At 68.4% G+C, this 21,383-nt stretch carries 18 protein-coding genes; 13 read left to right on the forward strand and 5 right to left on the reverse strand.

Features of this window, described 5'->3' with window-relative positions; genetic code table 11:
* Window position 1: 1 nt before the first annotated feature.
* Genes HUA76_RS30275 through HUA76_RS30290 form a run of 4 tightly spaced genes read right to left on the reverse strand, consistent with a single transcriptional unit; the run spans window position 2 to window position 4,672 of the window.
* Window positions 2-1,168, reverse strand: coding sequence for a pyridoxal phosphate-dependent aminotransferase (locus tag HUA76_RS30275; protein ID WP_141641571.1), 1,167 nt, complete (start codon window positions 1,166-1,168; stop codon window positions 2-4).
* A gap of 21 nt (window positions 1,169-1,189) precedes the next feature.
* Window positions 1,190-2,683 carry a class I SAM-dependent methyltransferase gene (locus tag HUA76_RS30280; RefSeq protein ID WP_174462792.1) on the reverse strand — a complete coding sequence of 498 codons (1,494 nt, stop codon included), beginning with the start codon at window positions 2,681-2,683 and terminating at the stop codon, window positions 1,190-1,192.
* Window positions 2,684-2,693: 10 nt separating this feature from the next.
* The gene (locus tag HUA76_RS30285; protein WP_141641634.1) at window positions 2,694-3,722 is read right to left on the reverse strand and encodes an ABC transporter permease; all 1,029 of its coding nucleotides are present in this window, start codon (window positions 3,720-3,722) and stop codon (window positions 2,694-2,696) included.
* Window positions 3,722-4,672 (reverse strand): ABC transporter ATP-binding protein, encoded by a 951-nt coding sequence (locus tag HUA76_RS30290; protein ID WP_141641573.1) that lies wholly within the window; start codon window positions 4,670-4,672, stop codon window positions 3,722-3,724. Before HUA76_RS30290 ends, HUA76_RS30285 begins: the two co-directional genes overlap by 1 nt.
* A gap of 99 nt (window positions 4,673-4,771) precedes the next feature.
* On the opposite strand from HUA76_RS30290, the gene HUA76_RS30295 reads away from it, so the two are divergent.
* The 13 genes from HUA76_RS30295 (at window position 4,772) to HUA76_RS30355 (ending at window position 20,551) form a co-directional block, all read left to right on the forward strand.
* Window positions 4,772-5,593 (forward strand): lysophospholipid acyltransferase family protein, encoded by an 822-nt coding sequence (locus HUA76_RS30295; protein WP_141641574.1) that lies wholly within the window; start codon window positions 4,772-4,774, stop codon window positions 5,591-5,593.
* Complete coding sequence (locus tag HUA76_RS30300; protein WP_174462793.1) at window positions 5,590-6,534, forward strand: NAD-dependent epimerase/dehydratase family protein; 945 nt, start codon at window positions 5,590-5,592, stop codon at window positions 6,532-6,534. Before HUA76_RS30295 ends, HUA76_RS30300 begins: the two co-directional genes overlap by 4 nt.
* Before the next feature lie 68 nt (window positions 6,535-6,602).
* A complete protein-coding gene (locus HUA76_RS30305) occupies window positions 6,603-7,802 on the forward strand; it encodes a cupin-like domain-containing protein (protein WP_174462794.1) in 1,200 nt (399 codons plus the stop codon).
* A gap of 32 nt (window positions 7,803-7,834) precedes the next feature.
* On the forward strand, window positions 7,835-8,278 hold the full coding sequence (locus tag HUA76_RS30310; RefSeq protein WP_174462795.1) for a very short patch repair endonuclease: 444 nt from the start codon (window positions 7,835-7,837) through the stop codon (window positions 8,276-8,278).
* Between the two features lie 73 nt (window positions 8,279-8,351).
* Window positions 8,352-9,590 carry a DNA cytosine methyltransferase gene (locus tag HUA76_RS30315; protein WP_254614575.1) on the forward strand — a complete coding sequence of 413 codons (1,239 nt, stop codon included), beginning with the start codon at window positions 8,352-8,354 and terminating at the stop codon, window positions 9,588-9,590.
* A 194-nt stretch (window positions 9,591-9,784) separates the two neighbouring features.
* On the forward strand, window positions 9,785-10,675 hold the full coding sequence (locus tag HUA76_RS30320; protein ID WP_174462796.1) for a GIY-YIG nuclease family protein: 891 nt from the start codon (window positions 9,785-9,787) through the stop codon (window positions 10,673-10,675).
* Between the two features lie 215 nt (window positions 10,676-10,890).
* Window positions 10,891-12,153, forward strand: coding sequence for an endonuclease domain-containing protein (locus HUA76_RS30325; protein WP_174462797.1), 1,263 nt, complete (start codon window positions 10,891-10,893; stop codon window positions 12,151-12,153).
* Window positions 12,140-13,144 carry a hypothetical protein gene (locus HUA76_RS30330; protein WP_174462798.1) on the forward strand — a complete coding sequence of 335 codons (1,005 nt, stop codon included), beginning with the start codon at window positions 12,140-12,142 and terminating at the stop codon, window positions 13,142-13,144. Before HUA76_RS30325 ends, HUA76_RS30330 begins: the two co-directional genes overlap by 14 nt.
* A 21-nt stretch (window positions 13,145-13,165) precedes the next feature.
* Window positions 13,166-17,050 carry a helicase HerA-like domain-containing protein gene (locus HUA76_RS30335; protein ID WP_174462799.1) on the forward strand — a complete coding sequence of 1,295 codons (3,885 nt, stop codon included), beginning with the start codon at window positions 13,166-13,168 and terminating at the stop codon, window positions 17,048-17,050.
* Window positions 17,051-17,095: 45 nt separating this feature from the next.
* Complete coding sequence (locus HUA76_RS30340; RefSeq protein ID WP_174462800.1) at window positions 17,096-18,541, forward strand: anthranilate synthase component I family protein; 1,446 nt, start codon at window positions 17,096-17,098, stop codon at window positions 18,539-18,541.
* Window positions 18,538-19,107: an aminodeoxychorismate/anthranilate synthase component II gene (locus tag HUA76_RS30345; protein WP_174462801.1), complete on the forward strand. Its 570-nt coding sequence runs from the start codon at window positions 18,538-18,540 to the stop codon at window positions 19,105-19,107. The genes HUA76_RS30340 and HUA76_RS30345 overlap by 4 nt, the downstream gene beginning before the upstream one ends.
* Window positions 19,108-19,128: 21 nt before the next feature.
* Window positions 19,129-19,953: an aminotransferase class IV gene (locus HUA76_RS30350; RefSeq protein WP_174462802.1), complete on the forward strand. Its 825-nt coding sequence runs from the start codon at window positions 19,129-19,131 to the stop codon at window positions 19,951-19,953.
* A 16-nt stretch (window positions 19,954-19,969) separates the two neighbouring features.
* Window positions 19,970-20,551, forward strand: a complete 582-nt coding sequence (locus HUA76_RS30355; RefSeq protein WP_174462803.1) for an alpha/beta hydrolase — start codon at window positions 19,970-19,972, stop codon at window positions 20,549-20,551.
* A 4-nt stretch (window positions 20,552-20,555) separates the two neighbouring features.
* Here the strand turns inward: HUA76_RS30355 and HUA76_RS30360 are convergent, their stop codons facing one another.
* Complete coding sequence (locus HUA76_RS30360; RefSeq protein WP_174462804.1) at window positions 20,556-21,371, reverse strand: pseudouridine synthase; 816 nt, start codon at window positions 21,369-21,371, stop codon at window positions 20,556-20,558.
* Between the last annotated feature and the right edge of the window lie 12 nt (window positions 21,372-21,383).

Here is a 21,383-nt window from a genome sequence, read left to right on the forward strand (position 1 = left end):
GCTACCGGGCCGTCGCCCGCTCAATCACCTCGAGCGCCTCCGCGAAGTGCGCCGGCGCCGCGCCCAAACCCAGCCGGAAGCCGTGCCCCCGCTCCAGGGGATGCGCGCCGTGGGGCTCGCCAACTTCCATGGCGCTCAGCGGCAGCACGAACACGCCCGCGGCCGCCAGGGCCTCCAGCCGGGCAGAAAACGCCGCCGGCTCCATGGCGTCCCGCACGCCGATGCAGGTGACGAGGCCGCCCTGCGGCGCGGTGCCGTACACGCCCCGCGAGCGCTCCAGGAACGCGGCCAGCGTGCGCCGGTTCTGGAGCCAGTCCTCCCGCGCGCGATGCAGCGCGGGGCTGTGCAGGTCCTTGAGGACTTCGTACGAAATCCACTCCGTCACCGGGTTCACCGTGTGCGTCGTGTAGTTCTTCTCGTTCTGCATCAGCGCCAGCATCTTCGTGTCGCCCACGCACCAGCCGATGCGCAGCCCCGGACACCCCAGGCACTTGATGAACGAGCCCGTGACGAACGAGCGCGTGCCCGGCCGCCAGACGGTGGGACCCAGCACCGCGTCCTCCGAGGACAAGAAGCGGTAGTGCTCGTCGCCCACCACCGTGGCGCCATGGGCTTCGGCCCACGCCGTCACCGCGCCCAGCAGGTCCGCGTCCAGCACCAGGCCGCTCGGGTTGTGGGGGGTGTTGATGATGACGGCGTCCGGGCGCTCGCGCTCCAGGCACTCCAGCCACTCGGCCGCGTCGATGGACGGCTGGCCCTGGGCGTTCCAACGCACGGGCAGCTTCACCCACTGCGCGCCCTGCTGCATGGGCAGCTCATAGAGGAGCTGGAACGCGGGCCACGCCAACGCCACCTTGCGCGGACGGAGCTGGCGGAACAGCAACAGCAGCGCCTCGCTGGTGCCGGTGGTGATGAGCACGTTGTCCCGCGTGGCACCCGGGTGCATGGCGGCCACCAAATCCCGCAGGTCCGCGCGCCCCCAGTTCGGACTGTCGCGCAGGAGCGTGGATAGGAAGACCTCCGACGCCTGGGCGGCACTCACCCCCGAGCCCGTCAAGAGCTCGCCCACCGTGACGGGACGGCCTCCGGACTCTCCCAGGTTGTAGCGCGCGGTGAACCGCGAGCCCTCCAGGTAGTCCTCCATGAAGAATGAACGCAGCGGTTCCATCTCGACTCCGGAAGTGAAGACTCAGGCGGCCGTCACGGCGGCGCTGGGGACCACGGGCCAGGCGACATCACCGCGATGGGCGACGACGACTTGCTGGATGGGCATGTCGAAGCCTCGCGCGGACGACAGTCCCACGGGCGTCAGGAGCGCGCGGAACTCCGGCAGGGACAACACGTCGCCCTCGTTGGACACGTAGCGCCGCAGCGAGAAGTAGAGCGCGTCGAGCGGCCCATCCCGCCGGTCCGTGAGCAGGTAGCCCGAGATGAGCAGCAGCCCTCCGGGCCGCAGCGCCCGCGCGAGCTTCGCGAAGAAGCCCGGCAGGGCCTCGGGCGGCAGCGCGGGGATGATTTGCGGCAGGAGGATGACGTCGTATTCCGCCTCGCCGTAGTCCACCGTGAGGCAGTCGCCCTCCCACAGCCGCGAGCGAGCCTCCAGCTTCAGCTTCGTCAGGTGCGGGCGCACCGCGTCCAGCACGTGGGGCGAGTCCAGGTACGTCACATGCGTCGTGGGCGCCGCCAGCCCGAAGGCCGCGCCCCACACGCCGGAGCCCGTGCCCACGTCCAGCACCCGCGCGCCCGCGAGCGAGCGCATGGAACCCACCAACTCCGCCGCCTTGCGACTCAGCCGCAGGTGAGAGGCGAAGATGCTGGAGATGCGCGACGCGTTCTCCTGGTAGATGCGGCGCGCCGTCTCGGGCTGCCTCAAGTCCAACCGGAAGCGATGCTCACGCACCGCCTCGTCCAGGTGCCCGAAGGCCTCCCAGTAGGCCATGGTCGCCGGCAGCGCGCGCTGGAAGTACGGCAGGCTCGTCGCATCCAGCATCCGCGCCGCGGACTCCGTGAAGCCCCAGCGGCCGTCCTCTTCGCGAGTGACGTCCAGCGTGGCCAGCACGCCCAGCAGCACGCCCAGCCCCTCCGGATGCGCGCCCAGCTCGGCCGCCAGCGTGGCCTTCGGCGCGGATGACTCCACCAGCCGCGCCAGCAGGCCCAGCTCCGCCGCCGTCACCAGTGCCTGGGTGCGCGCGAAGTTGCGCGCGAAGCGGTCATGAAAGTCCTCCGCCTCCGGACCGGGCGCGGGCGGCGAGGGCTCCAGGAACAGCGCGCGGTACCAGCCGAGCAGGTCGCGCCCATCCACCGCGCCACCCGTGCGCACCGCCTCCGGCAGCTTCGCCACCACATGCCACCAATCGAGGACGTCCCGCAGCCGCGCGGTGAAGGAGTCCTGCGCGAGGAAGGCCGCCGTCGCGTCCGCGAGCGAGTAGCCCCGCACCTCCTCCAGCCGCACGAAGCCCAGGCCCACCAGGGGCTCGATGACGGCGCGCACTCCGCGCGAGTTCGCTCCCAACTGTCGAGCCAGGGCGTCCAGCGACACGGGCACCGCGCCGGGTCCCCGGGGAAGCTTGTCGAGCAACCCGAGCGAGAATGCGGCCTGGAGCGCCGCGGACTCGTTGCTCGCGTCACGGGCGAGGAAGTTGAGCTGCTGGACGAAGGCGGGCGACACGGCGGGCTTCGACATGGACTCTCCTTCAGACCCAGCGGAACCAGCGCAGCGCGGCCACCATCGGAAGCACCGTCCAGGCGGCGAGCACCGCCATGGGCATGCCCAGCGTCATCAGCGACGTGCCTTCCAGCATGATGGAGCGCAGCGAGTCATTGAGCGCCGTCAACGGCAGCGCGCGGATGAGCGGCTGCATCCAGCCGGGGAAGTTCTCCGACGCGAAGAAGACGCCGGACAGGAACATCATCGGCATGGAGACGAGGTTGACGAGGCCGCCCACCGACTCCTCGTTGCGCGCCCGGATGGACACCAGCAGCGCCAGCGAGGCGAAGCACATGGCCCCCAGCAGCCCCACGCCCAGGAGCGCGAAGTAGCTGCCGAACATGGGCACGCCGAAGAGCCAGCGGGCGAAGGCGCAGAAGAAGGCGACCTCCAGCACCGCGAAGACCGTGCGCCCCAAGAGGAAGGCGAGGAAGAAGTGCGAGCGGGACATGGGTGTGCCCGCCAGGCGCTTGAGCAGCTTGCCGCCGCGCATCGACACCAGCGGCACCGCCAGCGCCCACAGGCTGGAGGACATCAACGACATGCCGAGCAGCCCGGGGATGAGGAAGTCGATGTAGCGATTGCCCGGCTCCGACACCGGCGTCGTCTTCACCGCCTCCAGTCGAGGTGCGTCCGGAGCCCGCGCCAGGGCCTGGGACACCAGCAGCCGCGCGGTGCGTCCCTCGGGCTGGCTGGGGTCCACCAGCGCCTCGGGACTCAAGTCACCGGGCACGAGCACCAGCGACACCCGCCCTCGGGCGAGCATGCGCCGTGCCTCGGCGGCGTCCAGCACCTGGGCCTCCAGCTCCGGCGTCCCCTCCAACCGGGCGAGCAGCGCCGGGGCCCCCGGCCCGTCGGTGACAGCCACGCGCACGGGCGACAGCGACTCGTTGCGGAAGGCCAGCCCCAGCACCAGCGTGGTGACGATGGGGAAGATGAACGTCCAGAAGAACACCTCCGGCTGGCGCCACAGCACCCGCAGCCGCATCAGCACCAGTTGTCCCAGCGAGCCCATCACGCCGCCTTCTCCTCGGTGCCCTCGCGAAGCGAGCGCCCCGTCAATCCGATGAACACGTCATCCAGCGTGGACCTGCGCGTGGACAGGTGCCGCAGCCGGGCGCCCGACAGCTCCACCTCGCGCAGCACCGAGGGCAGCGCCACATGCAGCTCCTTCACCCGCAGGGAGAGCCGGTCCGCGTGGCGCTGCGCCGAGACGACCGCCGGCAGCGGGCGCAGCCGCTCCAGGTCCAACGCGGGGTCCGCCTCCAGCTCGATGACCTGATCGGCCCCCAGCGAGGCGATGATTTCCCCGGGCGTCCCGCGCGTCATGACCCGGCCCTTGTCGATGATGACCAGCCTGTCACAGAGGACCTCGGCCTCGTCCATGTAGTGCGTGGTCAGCACCACCGTGCGGCCTCGCGCCTTGAGCGCCACCACCACGTCCCACAGCGCCCGGCGCGACTGTGGGTCCAACCCCGTCGTCGGCTCGTCCAGGAAGAACAGGTCCGGGTCTCCCGCCAGGCCCAGCGCCAGGGCCAGCCGCTGCCGCTGACCGCCTGAGAGCTTGCCCACCCGCGCCCCGCGCTTCTCGCCGAGCTGCACCATGCCAATGAGCTCCTCGACGGGGAGCGGGCGTGGATAGAAGGAGGCGAACATCTTCACCGTCTCCTCCACCGTGAGGTGTTCCACCAGCCGCGTCTCCTGGAGCGTCAGGCCGATGCGCTGGCGCAACTGCGTGGCGGAGCGCTTCCAGTCCAGGCCGAGCAGGCGCACGTGACCGGAGGTGGGCTCCTGGAGTCCCTCGAGGATTTCGACGGTGGTCGTCTTGCCGGCGCCGTTGGGGCCGAGCAGACCCACGCACTCGCCCCGGCGGATGTCGAGGTCGATGCCGTCCACGGCGACGACGTCACCGAAGCGCTTGACCAGTCCCTTCACCTCGATGGCGAGTTCGTCTGGGGATGTCATAGGGGGGTGGCGGCAGTATGGCCCAGGCGGGGGTCGGGGCCCAATGCACTCGGCGCGGAATGCAGCGGGACTCATCCGGGGGTGCTACGGTCCCGCGCCGTGGCCCTGAGCGACGGATTGGAAGCGCGGGTTGACCGGCTGGAGTTGCCGTTCAACGAGTACGGCGTGGACCCGTACGGAATCTCCAAGAAGCACGTGAGGGACGCGCTGCGCCTCTTCACGCTCATCTACCGGTATTACTTCCGGGTGCGCTGCCATGGCATCCACCACATCCCCGCCCGAGGCCGCGGGATGCTGGTGGGCAACCACTCCGGCGGCGTGGCGGTGGACGGCGCCATGGTGCTGACGTCCACCATGCTGGAGATGGACCCGCCCCGCCTGTCGCAGGGCATGGTGGAGCGCTTCCTCCACAAGTTCCCCGTCTCCTCCCTCTGGGCCAGCCGCACCGGCCAGTTCACCGGGCTGCCCGAGCATGCGAAGCGGCTCTTGGAGGATGACCGGCTGTTGATGATCTTCCCGGAAGGCGCGCGCGGGACGGCCAAGCTGTATCCGGACCGGTACTCGCTGGTGGACTTCGGCACGGGCTTCGTGCGGCTGGCGTTGCAGACGCGCTCGCCCATCATCCCCTTCGCGTTCCTGGGGGGCGGCTCGGCCATCCCCACGGTGTTCAACGCATACACGTTGGGCAAGCTGCTGGGGGTGCCGTACATCCCGCTGACGCCATACCTGCTCCCGTTGCCGTTGCCGGTGCAGTTGGAGATTCACTATGGCGAGCCGCTCGTCTTCCACGGCACCGGGGACGAGGACGACCACGTCATCGAGGGGTATGTGGCGAAGGTGAAGGAGCGCATCGCGGGTCTCATCGAGCTTGGCCGGGCGGGGCGACAGCACCGCGGGCTGGCGAGGAAGCTGCTGCCATGAGGGTGCTCATCCCGGGTATCGCCGGAGGTATCGCGCGCAAGCTGGCGCTGCGGCTGAAGCTCGCTGGCCACGACGTGGCGGGGGTGGACATCCGCCCATGGGAGAACGCGCGGGAGGCGGGCATCGAGGTGTTCCGGGGTGACGTGCGCAAGCGCGTGGCCGAGGACGTCTTCCGCCGCTGGCGCCCGGAGGCGGTGGTGCACATGGCCACCGTCACGGCCTTCACGGTGCCGGGGGCGGAGCGGGGGCGCATCAACCTGGACGGCACCAAGGCGGTGTTCGACCACTGCGCGACGCACGGGGTGAAGCAGCTGCTCTTCGTGGGACGGCACACGTTCTACGGGGCGGCGCCGGACTCGCCGCTGTACCACTCCGAGGACGAGCCACCGCGCGCGCTGGAGGCCATCCCTGAACTGGCGGACCTGGTGGCCGCCGACCTGTACGCGGCCACGGCGCTGTGGCGACTGCCGGAGGTGACGACGGGGGTGCTGCGGCTGCCGTACACCCTGGGCGCGCCGGGCACGGGGACGCTGGCGTCGTTCCTGAAGGGCCGGCGGGTGCCGTTGGTGCTGGGGTATGACCCGCTGTTCCATGTGATGCAGGAAGAGGACGTGGTGACGGCGTTGCAGCTCGCGCTGGAGAAGAAGGTGCGGGGCATCTTCAACATCGCCGGGCCCGCGCCGATTCCGCTCTCCGTCATCGTCCGGGAGACGGGGCGCACGGGGGTGCCGTTGCCTTCGAGGGTGTTGTCGTTCCTCCTGGGGCGGGCGGGCTTCCCTCGACTGTCGGTGGGGGCCTTGGACCACCTGCGTTATCCCATCGTCGTGGACAACCGGCGCTTCCTGGAGGCGACGGGCTTCGAGTTCCAGCACAGCGTGGCGGACACGCTGCGCCTCTACCGCGAGGCGGCGCCGGTGCCCGTGTCGGGGGGACTGCTCTAAGGGGTGCTCCGGAGGGCTTCGGGAGACATGCTAGCGTGGAGGCCCCCTCGTGCCCCGAGTCGGAGCCCATGCCCCTGAAGCCCCTGCCCTTTTCCGCCCCATCGGTTCGCAGGTTGGAGCGACCTTCACTGGAGGAACTCCGGGAGTGGCATTACCGGGAGCCCGTCATCGTGCGGGGGTTGCTGGAGGACTCGGGGCTGCTCGGGGAGCTGCGCTCTCGGTCGACGTTGGACGGCAAGCTGGCGGCGCTGGAGGCGCAGCTTGGGGAGCGCCCGCACTACTTCTGCGTGTTGCCGCCGGAGTCGCGGGGGCAGTATCGGCCGAAGCTCGTCGAGAACCATGCGGATGGGGGGGCGGCGGCGGTGCCGGAGGAGGGCACGTTCGCGGACTTCGCGGGGCGCCTGAAGGCGGCGGTGGAGACGGGCGAGTACGTCTACATGCAGAACGGGATGCTGGAGCAGTCGCACGTCCGGGAGAAACTGCGCTTCGACTTCCTGCGGTTCACCGAGCCGCGTGGGGTGGAGAGCAAGTTCTGGATTGGGTCGGATGGGCAGGTGGTGAACCTGCATTACGACGACTGCATCAACTTCATCTGCATGTTCGAGGGAACCAAGCGGGTGACGATGTTCCCGCCGGAGCAGTTGGCGAACCTGTACCACGCGCCGTTCGACGTGCTGGCGGGAGGCGCGCCCACGACGAGCGTGCAGTTGTTGAACATGGATTTGGAGCGGCATCCGAGGTTCCGCACGGCGTTGGAGCATGCGTGTGTCGCGGTCGTCGAGCCCGGGGAGGCGCTGTTGATTCCGCCCTTCTGGTGGCACCACGTGGAGTCGTTCGGGGCGATGCATGTGATGGTGAACAGCTTCATCACGACGATTCCGTCCTCGGCGACGTTGGAATTGTGGAAGGACCTGTCGGCGGGAATGAGGGCGCTGGCGAAGGCCACACCGGAGGAGCGGAGCCGGGAGCGGGACATCTTCCGGCGGCGCGTGTTCGGGAACGAGGAGGGTGGGGACACGTCACCGCTGGCGGAGCAGGCGCGCAAGACGTTCCAGGCACTGCCTCGCTCCTGGAGGGAGCACGTGGCCAGACTGTGGGAGGCGTTCGCCTTCCAGGTGCATGGGACGCCGTTCGAGGCGACGCCGGGAGGGATTGAGGGACTCCTGGAGCGACAGGCGGGACAGCTCACGCTCTACCCGAACGCCAACATGCTCGCGGAGATGCCGGATGTGCTGGAGCTGCCTCAGGGGGACCCGGACCCGCGGTAGCAGGGAAGTCTCCGGCCCGACTCGATTCGCGCATGGACACGCTCAGTCCCAAGGAGCGAAGCGAACGAATGTCCCGCGTGCGCGACCGGGACACGAAACCGGAGCTGCGCGTCCGCCGACTGGTCTCGGGCATGGGCTACCGGTATCGCCTCCAGTACAAGAAAGTTCCAGGGCGCCCCGATCTCGCCTTCCCCGGAAAGAAGAAGGCCCTCTTCGTTCACGGGTGCTTCTGGCACCGGCACCCGGAGCCGGGCTGTCCTCTCGCCCGCCTGCCAAAATCCCGGCTCGATTTTTGGATGCCCAAGCTGGATGGGAACCGCGCGCGCGATATTCGCAAACTCGAGGAGCTTCGGAATCTGGGGTGGTCGGCCCTCGTTGTCTGGGAGTGCCAGTTGCGCGACGAGGGCGCCCTGCGGGAAATCATCCGCGAGTTTCTGGACACGCCTCGGAAACCCGGTCCGATTCCGTCCCCCTGAGGCACGGGGTGGCGAGCGCCACGGCGCTCACGGTCCGACCAAAACCCTCTTGCACTTCGAGGCCGGGATCGACATGGATACGCCCCCCATGAACTCCATCGAGCTGTTCACCGGCGCGGGTGGACTGGCCCTGGGCACGCACCAAGCCGGATTCCGCCACCGCGGCCTCGTCGAGTGGGACGAGGACGCCTGCGACACCCTGCGCAACAACGCGAGTGCGAACTCCGTTCCCGGCATCCAGCACTGGAGAATCCACCACACCGACATTCGGCTTCTCTCCTTCGACATGTTCGGGAATGGAGATGTGGACCTCGTGGCTGGCGGGGCGCCTTGCCAGCCCTTCAGCCTGGGGGGGAAGCATCGCGCCCAGGATGACGCGCGGAACATGTTCCCCGAGTTCGTGCGCGCCGTGCGGGAGCTCCAGCCGCGCGCGTTCATTCTGGAGAACGTGAAGGGGCTCCTCCGGGCGAGCTTTCAGAACTACTTCGAGTACATCAAGCTGCACCTGACGTACCCGACCATCACGAAGAAGCGGACCGAGGAGTGGCCCGAGCATCGGACTCGGCTCGAGGACGTCCACACGCGAGGACGGTTTCAAGGTGTCAGATACAACGTCGTCGCCCAGCTCTTGAACTCCGCCAATTACGGAGTGCCGCAACAGCGGGAGCGCGTCTTCATCGTGGGCTTCCGCGCGGACACGGGGCTGGAGTGGCATTTCCCGGAGCCGACCCACAGCGAGGACGCACTCATCTGGGACAAGCACGTCACGGGTGAGTACTGGAAGCGCCATGGTGTCCGGCAGCCGGCTTCGAGCAAGGCCTTCGCCCTCAGCGGCGTGCGGATGCGCGACTTGGAGAACGGGCAGCCCATCCCAACGAAGCCCTGGGTGACGATTCGCGACGCCATCGCGGACATGCCCGAGCCTCGCGTGGACCGAGACGCGAAGGGCTTCACGAACCACAAGCTCATGCCGGGCGCCAAGGTCTACCCAGGTCACACGGGAAGCCCGCTCGACATGCCGTCCAAGACCCTCAAGGCGGGTGTCCACGGCGTGCCTGGCGGAGAGAACATGATCTCCTTCGAGGATGGCTCCGTGCGCTACCTGACCGTCCGAGAAGCTGCACGGGTCCAGACGTTTCCGGACTCCTGGCGGTTTGAAGGCGCGTGGTCCGAGGTCATGCGGCAACTCGGGAACGCGGTCCCGGTGGGCCTGGCGGCGGTGGTGGCACGCAGCGTCGCGTCCAAGCTCAAGTCCTCGGAGGGCAAAGAGCCCTCTCCAACGGACGAACAACCCTCTGCGCCAGCACAGTAACAAAGCGAGCTGAACTCGACGTTCGGTACAGGAACAAGCGAAGTTGTCGGTAAGGCGAGTCCGGATGCGATTGGAGACTCGGCGGTTCATTCTTACGGCACCAATAGGATGCCTTGGCTCGCTCATCAATCCGGCCAAGGCACTCAATCCGCGGAATCAGAGAATTTCGAAACCGAGGGTGCTAGAATTTCCGCGTGTCCTCATCAAAGCCCACGTTCTTCGCCACGGACTTCAAGCTCAGCATTACCAAGGCACTCGCCGATCAGCTCGCCGAAAAGCTGGACATCAACGATGGCCCATTACGAAAAGCGCCGCTCACCCAAGAGAATATCAACAGCCTTGAGTCGCGCCCCGGCGTGTATCTACTGTTTCACAATGATCGACGAGTCTACGTCGGGAAGGCACAACAATCACTCCCGACCCGGCTTCTGAATCACCGAAGAAAACTAAGCGGTCGAAAGAATATTACCCTCGAAGAGATTAGCTTCGTCTGCCTCTATGTAGACGAGGATCTCGACGCCGCCGCCCCTGAACGACTTCTGATCAAGAAGTATCGACAGACAGGCGAAGCAACGGCCAATGGGGTTCCTTGGAATACGAACGGCTTTGGGAACAAGGACCCAGGCAAGAATCGCGATACGAGCGAAGTCGCCGCGAACCATTTTGACGCGCAATATCCAATCAATCTGGCATTTAGAGTGCAGGGGCTCGATCTAGGGGACACGACGCTTGGCAAGTACCTCTCCCAGCTAAAATCCAACCTTCCCTACAATCTTCGCTTCGAGAAAAAGGCCCCAGCCACACAGGCATACAACGCGCGAGTACACGTTACTCAGGCCATGCCAACCGCCCAAGAGGCTATTGATTTCGCGATTCGGGCGTTGCCGGAACAGTGGCAAGTGACGGCGCTTCCGGGCTACCTCATCCTCTACCCCAATCCCAAACAAATACCATATCCGAGCGCTATTTATCGCTGGGTTCGAACGAGAGAGGGAGTCGACGCCCAAAGCCAGGAGATGAAAACTGCCCCCGTCGCCGAATTCGACGAGCGCGAGACCGACCTGATCGACGAAGACATCGACTGACAAGCGCCTCCCGCACGCGGCACAGCCCACGAATCAATGCCTGTTTCATGGGAGTAGGCCTCGTCGCTGCCCATAAGGGAGTCGTGGCCGACCCGTCCACGCAGGTTGTGCGCCATTGGATGGAGCTCGGCCCCTCCTGGCTTGCCAGCGGTGTCTGTGCGGGAGCAGGCTTCCATCCCAGCGTGACGGGTCCATCTCAGGAGACCCGTGGGGGAATGGCCTTGCTGTCACCGGCGGACACCGCGCTCCTGGACTCGCTGGACCGGCATGCCCGGCGGCGCGCGGAGGGTATCCCCACGCTGAGCGTCCTCGTCGGTCCTCAAGACCGCGCCCTCCTCCTCTGGGATGAATGGCTTCACCGCAGCGGATTGAAAGCCACCTCCTCGGGCAGCGAGGACCTTCGCACCACCGTCTCCACCTGGGCCTCCGCCCTCGCCACCGAGCGCAATCTCTCTCGTGACGCGGAGAGCTATGTCGTCCTCTCCCAACGCGCCTTCTCCCCTCGCGAGCTGCACTTCGAGGGCAAGACGCCTCACGAGCGCCACGTCCTCTTCGAGCGACTGGAACCTCCCCACGCAGAGCCCGTCACCTGGGCCCTGTGCCGACAGCTCCTCGTTGCCCCTTCGCCTGCCACGCCCGGCGAACTCTCGGCCGAGGTTCGCGAGGCCATCGCTCGCGATCCCCTCCGCATCCTCCACGCCCTCCTCTGCCTCATCCCCGAGGGCCGCGCTCCCGCGCTCCAACTCCGCGTCTCCCCTTCCGACCCGCGCAGCCTGCGCACGGCGACCGCCCTCTGCTCCGCGGCTCCCATGCTCCATGTCGCCTGCGTGCTGCCCCCCGACGCCCTCGGCGAACCGCGTGGCCGCAAGGAGTCTCATGCCCTCGCCATGCTGCGTGAGGGCCTCCTCGAACTCCCAGACCCCGGCAGCGTGTCCGCGCCAGTCGCAGTGACGTCCAACGCGGTGCCGCCCCCTCCCGCGCCACCACCCCGCACCCCGCGCAAGACTCCGCGCGCGAAGGACGACGAAGCCGAGCCCGTCCTCCTCGAACGCTTCCGTGAAAGCGCGCAGGCCGTCCACGTCGCCCGACAGAAGGACGAAGCCCGCGCCCGCAGCAAGGCCGAGCGCTTCCTCTACAACAAGATCCTCCAGGTCCACCCCGCCACCCGGGGCCTCTTCGCCCTCAATGCCACCCTGGACCTCGGCGACGGCAGTCGCCCCCTCGAAGTGGACTTCCTCTGCCGTGAGCTCCGGCTCGCCGTGGAGATCGACGGCTACCACCACTTCCTCGACACCGAGCGCTTCCGCCGCGACAGACGCAAGGACCTCGCGCTCCAGCGCGCCGGGTACTGGGTCGTCCGCTTCCTCGAGGAGGACGTGGTGCCTCGCTACGAAGAGATTCTCAAGACAATCGAAACGCTGATGGCCGCCCGGCGGCAAGAAGCCGCCTCGCAGAGGACAACGCATGGACAGCGCTGACAACCGGTTGGCGGGACTCACTCTCACCTGGCTCGCTCCCCGTCCCCACCGCACCGGCACCCGAGCGGACCTCGACAAGGCCCTGCGCCCCTTCGTGGAACACCGACTCAGCCGCGCCGAGTGGAAGACTCTCCTCGACTCCGTGCTGGAGCACCTGCTCCAAGAACAGCTCGTGGCCCGGAAGAACAAGGCCGGCCTGGAGCTGACCAGCGCCGGCCTCACCCGCGTCCTCCAGTTCCTGCGCCTCGAACAGCTCCCCAAGGGCCTGACCTGGAAGAAGCTCAAGGCCACCTACCTGCTCGCCAACAGCCTGGAGCTCACTCCGTCCAAGGCCGTGCTGACCCGACTCGCTGACGCCGATGGCGTGCGCGCCGCCGTACTCGGCCGGCAGTACCCCGCCGTGAGCGCGGGAGACCCTTCCCTCCCCCAGCTCCGCGACCGGCTCCTCTGGCGACAGCTCGGCGTCGACACCGAGCGCCCCTTCTCCCTCGCCGCCGTACAGGCGCACCTCCTCGGCAAGCTGCTCGGCACGGAGGTGAAGGACCCTCGCAAGGCCGTGGAGCAGCTCACCGCCCGCGTCGCGGGAGCCACACGTGCCGACGCGGAAGCCGTGCGTCTGACCCTCCTGCGCAAGTGGTTCCTCCCCGAGCAGCCCGCTGTTCCCACAGTGGTGTCCACCGCACCGACGACCCGGGACGCGAAGCCACCGGCCCCACGCACGGAGGACTTCGCCGACCACGTCCTCTCGGTGGCCCGAGCCCTGCCCACTGGCCGCTTCGGCCGCGACAAGGTGTTCATCTCCCACGTGTGGAAGGCCCTCCAGCCCGAGTGGCCCCACCGGGAGGCCTTCGAGGCCGCGCTGCTGGAAGCCAACCGCACCCAACGCCTGTCCCTGACTCGCGCCGACCTCGTCTCCGCCATGAACCCCACGGACGTCGCCGAGTCCGAGGTGCGCTCCTACGGCGCCAGCTTCCACTTCGTCGTCGTCTGATTCGCCCTTCCAGGAGCGCGCATGTCCAGCGACCCTCGACTCAAGGTCTTCCTCTCCGACAGCGGAGAGGTCTTCAGCGGCGTCCAACAGGGCCAGTACCTCTGGCAGCCCGACCCGTTCGACGTGGAGACGCTCAACGCGCCCGCGCGCCGCGCCTTCAAGCGCCTGCTGGACCGCGCGACGACCACGCCTCCTCCCGACACCGGCAAAATCCTGCTCCTGCTCGGCGAGTCCGGCAGCGGAAAGACGCACCTGGTGCGCGCCTTCCGCAACCACGCGCACGGACAGAAGCGCGGCTTCACCGGCTACATGCCGATGACCGTCGATGCCTCGCACTACGACCGCTACATCCTCTCCAGCCTCATCGACTCGCTGGACCACCCGTACGACGTGGCCCAGGGCGACGACAGCGGTCTGATGCACCTGTCCAACACCCTGATGAGCCAGTGCACCAGTCTCTTCGCGCCGCTCATCGAGCACGAACAGAAGATCCTCGAAGACGATGAACTGCACGGCACCGTCCGAGCCGTCGCGGACGAACTGCTCGCGGACGCGCGCTTCCGGAACGTGGAAGTGGACCTGCTTCGCGCGCTCATCTACTTCCAGCGCAGGGACCCCCGCATCAACCGCCGCATCTTCAACTGGCTGCGCTGCGAGGAGATTTCGACCGAGGACCGGAAGGTCATCGGAGAACTCATTCCCCGCACGTCAGATGACGGCCCCGCGCGGATGGTGGAGCACCTGGGCCGGCTCATGGGCGCGCTGGGCCATGCGCTGGTGCTCTGCGTGGACCAGGTCGAGGACATCAGCGACTTCGATCAGCGTCCGCAGATGGAGAACTCGTTCCGCCGGGCGATGAACACGCTGGCCGCCATCGCGGGCAAGGTGCCCAGGGCCGTGGTCGTCGTCTGCTGCCTCTCCGACTACTGGGAGAAGATGCGGCCCCTGCTGACGCGCTCCATGGTCGACCGTATCGAGACCGACCCGGAGCCCGGGACGCTGGAGCGCACCGTCACCGCGAGCACCGCGCGGGACATCGCGGCACGCAGGCTCCGCTCCCTGTATGAGCAGCGCGGCGTGGCCTTCGACCCCAGCACGCCCACCTATCCCATTCCTCCCGAGGGCTTCGAGGCACTCGGCGGCCAGCGGGCACGAGATGTCTTGAACGAGTGCCGCCGGTATCGAGAGCGGGCCATCGACCTGCAGCGGCTCCCGGATTCCTTCCCGCTCCCGTCTCCGAACAAGGGCCTGGGTGGGGACCTCGTGAAGCCCCCGGTTGGACCAGGCATTGACATGGACCAGGCGTGGACCGACTTCCGCGCCGCCTACAAGGAGAAGCTGCCCGAGGACCCGTCCGACGTGACGGCCCTGCTCGCCTGGGCCATCGAGATGGGCAGCGAGGAACTGAACGGCTCGCCCCGCTTCATGGTGAAGACGCGCAACGGTGACGACCTGCTGGACGTCGGCGTCCACCCGTCGGGCAACAAGCTCATCCTCGCGCTGTGTGAGCACAGCTCCCGAGGTGGTCATCTGGGTCGACAGATGGCGGAGGCCCTCAAGGCCGCGGCCGGCAAGACACCTGTCCTGGTCCGGACCTCCGAGTTCCCGGCCACGAAGGGGACCGTGGTGGAGGATCAACTGGGACATCTCTTCCGTCAGGGTGGGCGTCGCGTGGTCCTGGGAGACAGCGACCTGAGGGACCTGTCCGCCCTGCGAGACTTCCGCGCCCAGCACGTGGCGCAGGCGGCCCTCGCGGAGTGGAGCCGCACCGCGCGGCCCGTCACGCGACTGAAGTCGATGGGTGACATTCTCGGGCTGGAGCGACTCGGGCTTCCGCCTCCGCCCACGGGGCCCGCGCGTCCCAAGACTGATGGCGAGCCCACGAGCCGCGCCATGAAGAGCGCCGACGTCCCAGCCCCGCCCGCTCCATCGCGCGCCAGGACGGAGAACGGCTTCATTCCCAGGCAGGCCGGGTTCTTCGATGGCTCGGTGACGTCTCCCTTCGGGAAACCGCTTCGCGACGCCGCAACCGAGGACACCGCGTCGACCTCTCGTTCGGAATGCGCGCGTGGCACCACGGAGGCGCGCACCCCGGACAAGACATCATCGAGTCCAGCAAGTGCGCCTGGCGCACCGAGCCCCCTGGACAAGGCCTCTTCGAGTCCAGCAAGTGCGCCCACCGCACCACGCCCCCCGAGCCAGCCACCGGTCTCCGTGGGCGATGACGTCGAAAACGCCACCCAGCACATGGAGGCGGTGAGTGAGCTTTTGACCGGGCACGAGAGCCGGCCGGCCGCGCGGGCTCCCCCCGCCACCGTTCCAGGGCTCACGCGGAAGCCTCGCGTCACGCCCCCATCCGGCACTCCGGTGGCTCGGGTCGCGCCCCTGTCCGCTACCCCCGGGGCTCGCGTCACTCCCCCATCCGGCACTCCGGTGGCTCGGGTCACGCCCCTGTCCGCTACCCCCGGGGCTCGCGTCACTCCCGCAGCCGGCACCCAGGTGCCTCATGTCACTCCTGACTCCGGCACCCCGGTGCCTCGCGTCACTCACGCCTCCCTCCCCCCAGTACCTCGCGTTGCTCCCGCATCAATCCCTCCAGTGCCTCGCGAGGTGCTCACAGGCCCCCTGGGAATAGGCGCGTCCGAAGGGCTCCTCACGCAGCCCATCTCCATCGACCCGTCCGAGCTGACACGGCACAGCGCCTTCCTGGGTGGCTCGGGAAGCGGCAAGACGACGCTCGCGCTCAACATCCTGGAGCAGCTCCTGCTGCGCGGCATCCCCGTCATCCTCGTGGACAGGAAGGGCGACCTCGCCACCTACGCCCGCCCCGAGTCCTGGAACGAGCCGCTGGAAGATGCCGTGCTCCAGGAGCGGCGCCGGCTGCTGCGCGAGCGCGTGGACGTGGCGCTGTACACGCCGGGGCGCTCGGATGGCAGACCGCTGGCGATTCCCATCGTCCCTCACGGCATGGAGACACTGCCCGCCGAGGAGCGCGAGCAGGGCGTCCAGCAAGCGGCGGATGCCATCGCCGGGATGCTCGACTATCGAACCAGCCCCAATGACAAAGCCGCGAAGGCCCTGCTCGCCCAGGCCCTCCGCCTGCTGCTGGGCCAGTCGTTCGGCAAGGAAGTCACCCTCGAACTCATCCAGCAGTTCGTCACCTCTCAGGACCCCGCGCTCCTGGAGGCCACGGATGGGATTCCCCAGAAGACCTTCGCGAAGCTCGCCCAGGACCTCAGCGTGCTGCGCATCAACCTGCGCTCGCTGCTGACATCCGGTGGCGAGCGGCTCGACCTGGATGAGCTGCTCGGACGCGGCGTCCACGGCATTCCCGGGCGCACGCGACTGAGCATCATCAGCACGAAGTTCCTGGGGGACAATCCGCGCGTCCTCTTCTGGGTCTCCCAACTCCTGCTGGAGACCCACCGCTGGGCCAGTCAGCACCCCTCGCCCCAGCTTCAGGCCGTGCTCCTCTTCGACGAGGCGGACCTGTACCTGCCCGCGACGAGCAAGCCCGCGACCAAGGAGCCCATGGAGAGCCTGCTCAAGCGGGCGCGCTCGGCGGGCGTGGGCATCATGCTCGCCACGCAGAGCCCCGGAGACCTCGACTACAAGTGCCGGGAGAACGTGCGCACCTGGTGCGTGGGGCGGGTGAAGGAAGACAACGCCATCCGGAAGGTCAAACCCATGTTCACCGAGGCCCGCGTGGATGCCGAAGCCAGGCTCCCCGGGCAGAAGCCGGGACAGTTCCATGTGCTGCGCGAAGGCAAGGTGCAGCAGCTCAAGGCCGACCGCTCCGTCATGCGCACCGACCAGCTCTCCGAGGACGAGATTCTCCGGTTCGCTCGCCAGTCACGCGAGCAGCAGGCCGCGCCAGGTCCATCCAGGCCCACCGGGACGGACTGAAGTCCCGCGAAGGACTCTCGACTTCCTGCTAGGAAGCGCCCCGGAATGAGCACCCGGCCGCTTCCACCTCCGCTGGACCGAGCACGCTTCGACGCGCTCGTGGCCCAGGGTTTCAATCAAGTCCCCGTGGTCCGACGGTTGGAGCCCGGCGCCCTGCGTCCCGTGGACCTGCTGCGAGCCCTGCCCTCCGGACATCGGTTCCTGCTGGAGAGCACCCGGGTCAGCGAGGAGGGGCGCTATTCCTTCCTGGGTTCGCAGCCGTTCCTCCGCTTCTCCGCCAAGGGCAACCAGTGCTTCATCAACGACGAGCCCCAGGTGGGCGCGCCACTGGACACCCTCCGCGCGCTGTTCAAGCAGTGGCGTGGCGTGAGCCTTCCCGGCCTGCCCCTCTTCCTCGGCGGCGCGGTGGGCTTCTTCGCCTACGAGGCCAGTCACTACTTCGAGAAGCTCCCGCGACATCCCCACGATGACCTGAAGGTGCCGGACATCGCCTTGTCCTTCGTGGACACCTTCCTCGCGGTGGACCACCTCGAAGGCCACCTGCTCGCCATCGCCACGGGCTCCGACTGGACGGACTGCGCACGACGACTGGATGCACTCGAAGCCCACGTGCATCGAGCCGTCCCCACCGAGCCCCCGTCACCACCGAGCACCTCCACCGTGGAGCCTCGCTCCAACTTCACGCAGCAGGGCTACCTGGACGCGGTGGAGCGCGTGCGCGAGTACATCCGCGCCGGGGACACGTATCAGGTCAACCTCTCGCAGCGCCTGGAGGTCGACTTCCCCGGCGACCCGCTCGCGCTCTACGAGACGCTGTCCGCCACGAACCCCGTCCACTTCGCCAGCTACCTCGAAGGCGACGGCTTCCACGTCGTGAGCGCGTCACCCGAGCGACTGGTCCGCGTGGAGCAGGGCCGCGCCATCACCCGCCCCATCGCCGGCACCCGGCGCAGAGGCACACCCGAGGAGGACGCTCGCTTCGTCCAGGAGCTGCGCACCAGCGAGAAGGAGCTCGCCGAGCACGCCATGCTCGTGGACCTGGAGCGCAATGACCTGGGCCGCGTCTGTGCCTACGGCTCCGTCGAAGTGACGAAGCTGATGGAGATCGTCGAGTACGCCCACGTCCTCCACATCGAGTCCGAGGTGACGGGCCAGCTCGCCCCGGGCATCGAGCCGCTCGACGTGGTGGGCGCGCTGTTCCCCGGTGGGACGATTACCGGCGTGCCGAAGATTCGCACCATGCAGCTCATCACCGAGCTGGAGCCTCACGCGCGCGGCCTCTACACCGGCTCGCTCGGCTACGTGTCCTTCACCGGCGACCTGGACCTGAACATCGTCATCCGCACGCTGCTCGTGAAGGACGGCCGAGCCTACGCACAGGTGGGGGGTGGCATCGTCCACGACTCGCAGCCGCGCCAGGAATACAAGGAGACGCTCAACAAGGCGCGCTCACAGCTCCTCGCCCTTTCCGCGACTCGAGGCGCGCGATGATTCTCCTCATCGACAACTTCGACTCGTTCACCTTCAACCTCGTCCAGGCGCTCGGAGCCCTGGGCGCGCGCTTGAAGGTGGTGCGCAACGACGCCATCACCGTGGCCGACATCGAGTCGCTCCAGCCCGAGCGCATCGTCATCTCTCCGGGCCCGGGCACTCCCGAGGACGCGGGCATCTCCCTGGACGTCATCCGCGCCTTCGGTGGGCGCGTGCCGTTGCTCGGCGTCTGTCTGGGACACCAGTGTCTCGGGCAGGTGTTCGGCGCGAAAGTCGTGCGCGCCCCCGTGCCCGTCCACGGCAAGACGGCGGAAGTCGAGCACGAGGAGCAGGGCCTCTTTCACGGGCTGCCCCGGCCCTTCACCGCCGCGCGCTACCACTCGCTCGTGGTGGAGCGAGAGGGGCTCCCGGACTGCCTGGAGGTGACGGCCTGGCATGAAGGGCTCATCATGGGCATGCGTCACCGCACCCTGCCCGGGCTGGAGGGCGTGCAGTTCCATCCCGAGTCCTTCCTCACGACGCACGGCCCGCGGTTGCTCGCCAACTTCCTGGCGGCTCGACGCTAAGGCACGACGGAGCCCTCACGCATGTTCTCCACGGTCGCGGTGAATGGCGAGGTGAGGCGCTGGGAAGACCTGCCCCTGCACGACTACGCGCAGGGCTTCTTCTTCGGCGCGGGCTTCTTCACCACCTTCCGCATCGACGACGGTGTCCCGCTCTTTCTCGCCCGGCATCTGAAGCGCCTCGCCGCGAGCGTCGCGTCCTTCCCCGAAACCGTCCGTGCGCCACCGTCCGAGCTGCTCCACCCCGACGCCGTGCGAGAAGTCCTCCGTCGATGCCTGGAGTCAGACTCCGCGCTCGGTCCGCGCTTCACCGGCATCGGCAAGCTGACCGCGAGCGATGGTCGGCTCCTGCTCACCTTCCGGGCTCCCTCGCCGGACGCCGAGCGACTCCAGCGCGAAGGTCGCGCCGTGGACACCGTGGAGGCCGGTGCCTACCGCCACGGTGAGCCCATGCCGAACCACAAGGGCCTCTCGTACTTCCGCCAGTACTCGCTCATGCAGCGGCTCCCCGTGCTGGCCAACGACCTGGGGCACGCGTGCGAGCTGCCCACCGCGAACCTCTTCGTGCTCCTGGACGGCGCGCTCGTCACGCCTCCCCTGGATGCACCATGCCTGCCCGGCATCATCCGCGAGGTGCTCCTGGACTCGGGACACCTCGACGACATGCCCGTCGTGGAACGCGCGCTCCCGCTCGCGCGACTCTCCGAAGCTCGGGCCTGTGTCTTCACCAACTCCGCGGTGCTGGCCACTGGTGTGTCGAGCCTGCTGGGCCGCGCCCTCCCCGACAGCCTGTCACTGGCGGCGCGAATCCGGGAGCACGTCCTGGCCATGGCGTCGCGCGAGGGTTGAGGCAGACTGAGCGGCCATGAGCCGTTCCCTCGTCGTCGTTCACCGCTGGGCAGGACGTCCGAACACCGACTTCTATCCCTGGCTCGAGGAACGACTGCGTCAGCCCCCGGCGCCCTTCGACTCCATCGTCACGCTCGACATGCCCGAGCCGGCCGCGCCCACCATCGAGGGCTGGGTGTCCGCGCTCACGCAATCCCTGGGGCCGGTGCCGCCACCTTCCACGGTGTTCCTGGGCCACAGCGTGGGCTGTCAGACCATCCTCCGCTACCTCGCCGCGATGCCCGAGGGACACCGCGTGGAAGGCGCCGTCCTCGTCGCGGGCTGGTTCGAGGTGGACAAGACGTGGGGCTCGCTGCGGCCCTGGCTCGACACGCCCATCGACTTCGCTCGCGTCCGCGCGGCGCTGGGCCACTGCGTCGTGGTCCTCTCGGATGGAGACCCGTTCACCTCCGACTGGCGCCGCAACCGTCAGCTCTGGGAGGAGCGCCTCGGCGCGGAGGTCCTCGTCGTCCCCGGTGGCCGTCACTTCAACAACCCGCGCGAGCCCGCGGTGCTGGAGGCGCTGCTGTCACGCTTCGGCGCGCGCCCCACGCCGTAGTCACTCAGGCCACCTCGGGCGCCTCCGGACGAAAGCCCAGCCCCTCGGAGACTTCCTCGTCCCGCAGCGCTCGCCACGTGCTCTCGGCCACGTCCAGCACCACGGTGCCCACGGCCTCCCGGTGCAGCGCGAGCACCGGATGTCCCACGGCCGCCAGCATCCGCTTCACCTGGTGGTGCCGCCCTTCCGTCAGCGTCAGCTCCACCACGTCGGGCTCGCGCAGCCGAGCCTCCGCCGGACGCGTGAGCCCATCCTCCAGCTCCACGCCCTCTCGCAACCGCTGGAGCGCCACCGCCCCGGGCCGGCCCGACACGCGCGCGACATAACGCTTGGGCAGGTGCGTCTCGGGCGCCGTGCCATGCCGCACGAACCGCTCGTCGTTCGTGAAGAACAACAGGCCCGTGGTGTCCCGGTCCAAGCGCCCCACCGCGTACCACTCGAAGCCTCGCAGGGACTCGGGCAGCACCGCGCGCAGCCGCTCGAACACCGTGCCCACGCCCTCCGGGTCCGAGCCATGCACCACCGGACCCGACGGTTTGTGGAACATCAACACCCGCGTCGACGCCGCGAGCGAGCACGCCCGTCCATCCACGCGCACCACCCCACCGGGCCGCACCGGCGCGAAGGGCTCCAGCTCCACGCGTCCGTCCACCTCCACCCGTCCAGCGCGAATGGCCGCCTCCGCCTCGACCCGAGACAGCACCCCGGCGCGCCCCAGCGCCCGCGTCAGCCAGTCCGAGCGGCCGTCCTCCGACGACGCCTCTGGCCCCCTGCGCCGCGCCGCCTCCAGCCACCGGGGCGTCTTGCTCCTTCGCGCCATCCTCTCGCCTCC

It is taken from the genome of Myxococcus sp. CA056, assembly GCF_013336715.1.
GTDB lineage: Bacteria > Myxococcota > Myxococcia > Myxococcales > Myxococcaceae > Myxococcus > Myxococcus llanfairpwllgwyngyllgogerychwyrndrobwllllantysiliogogogochensis.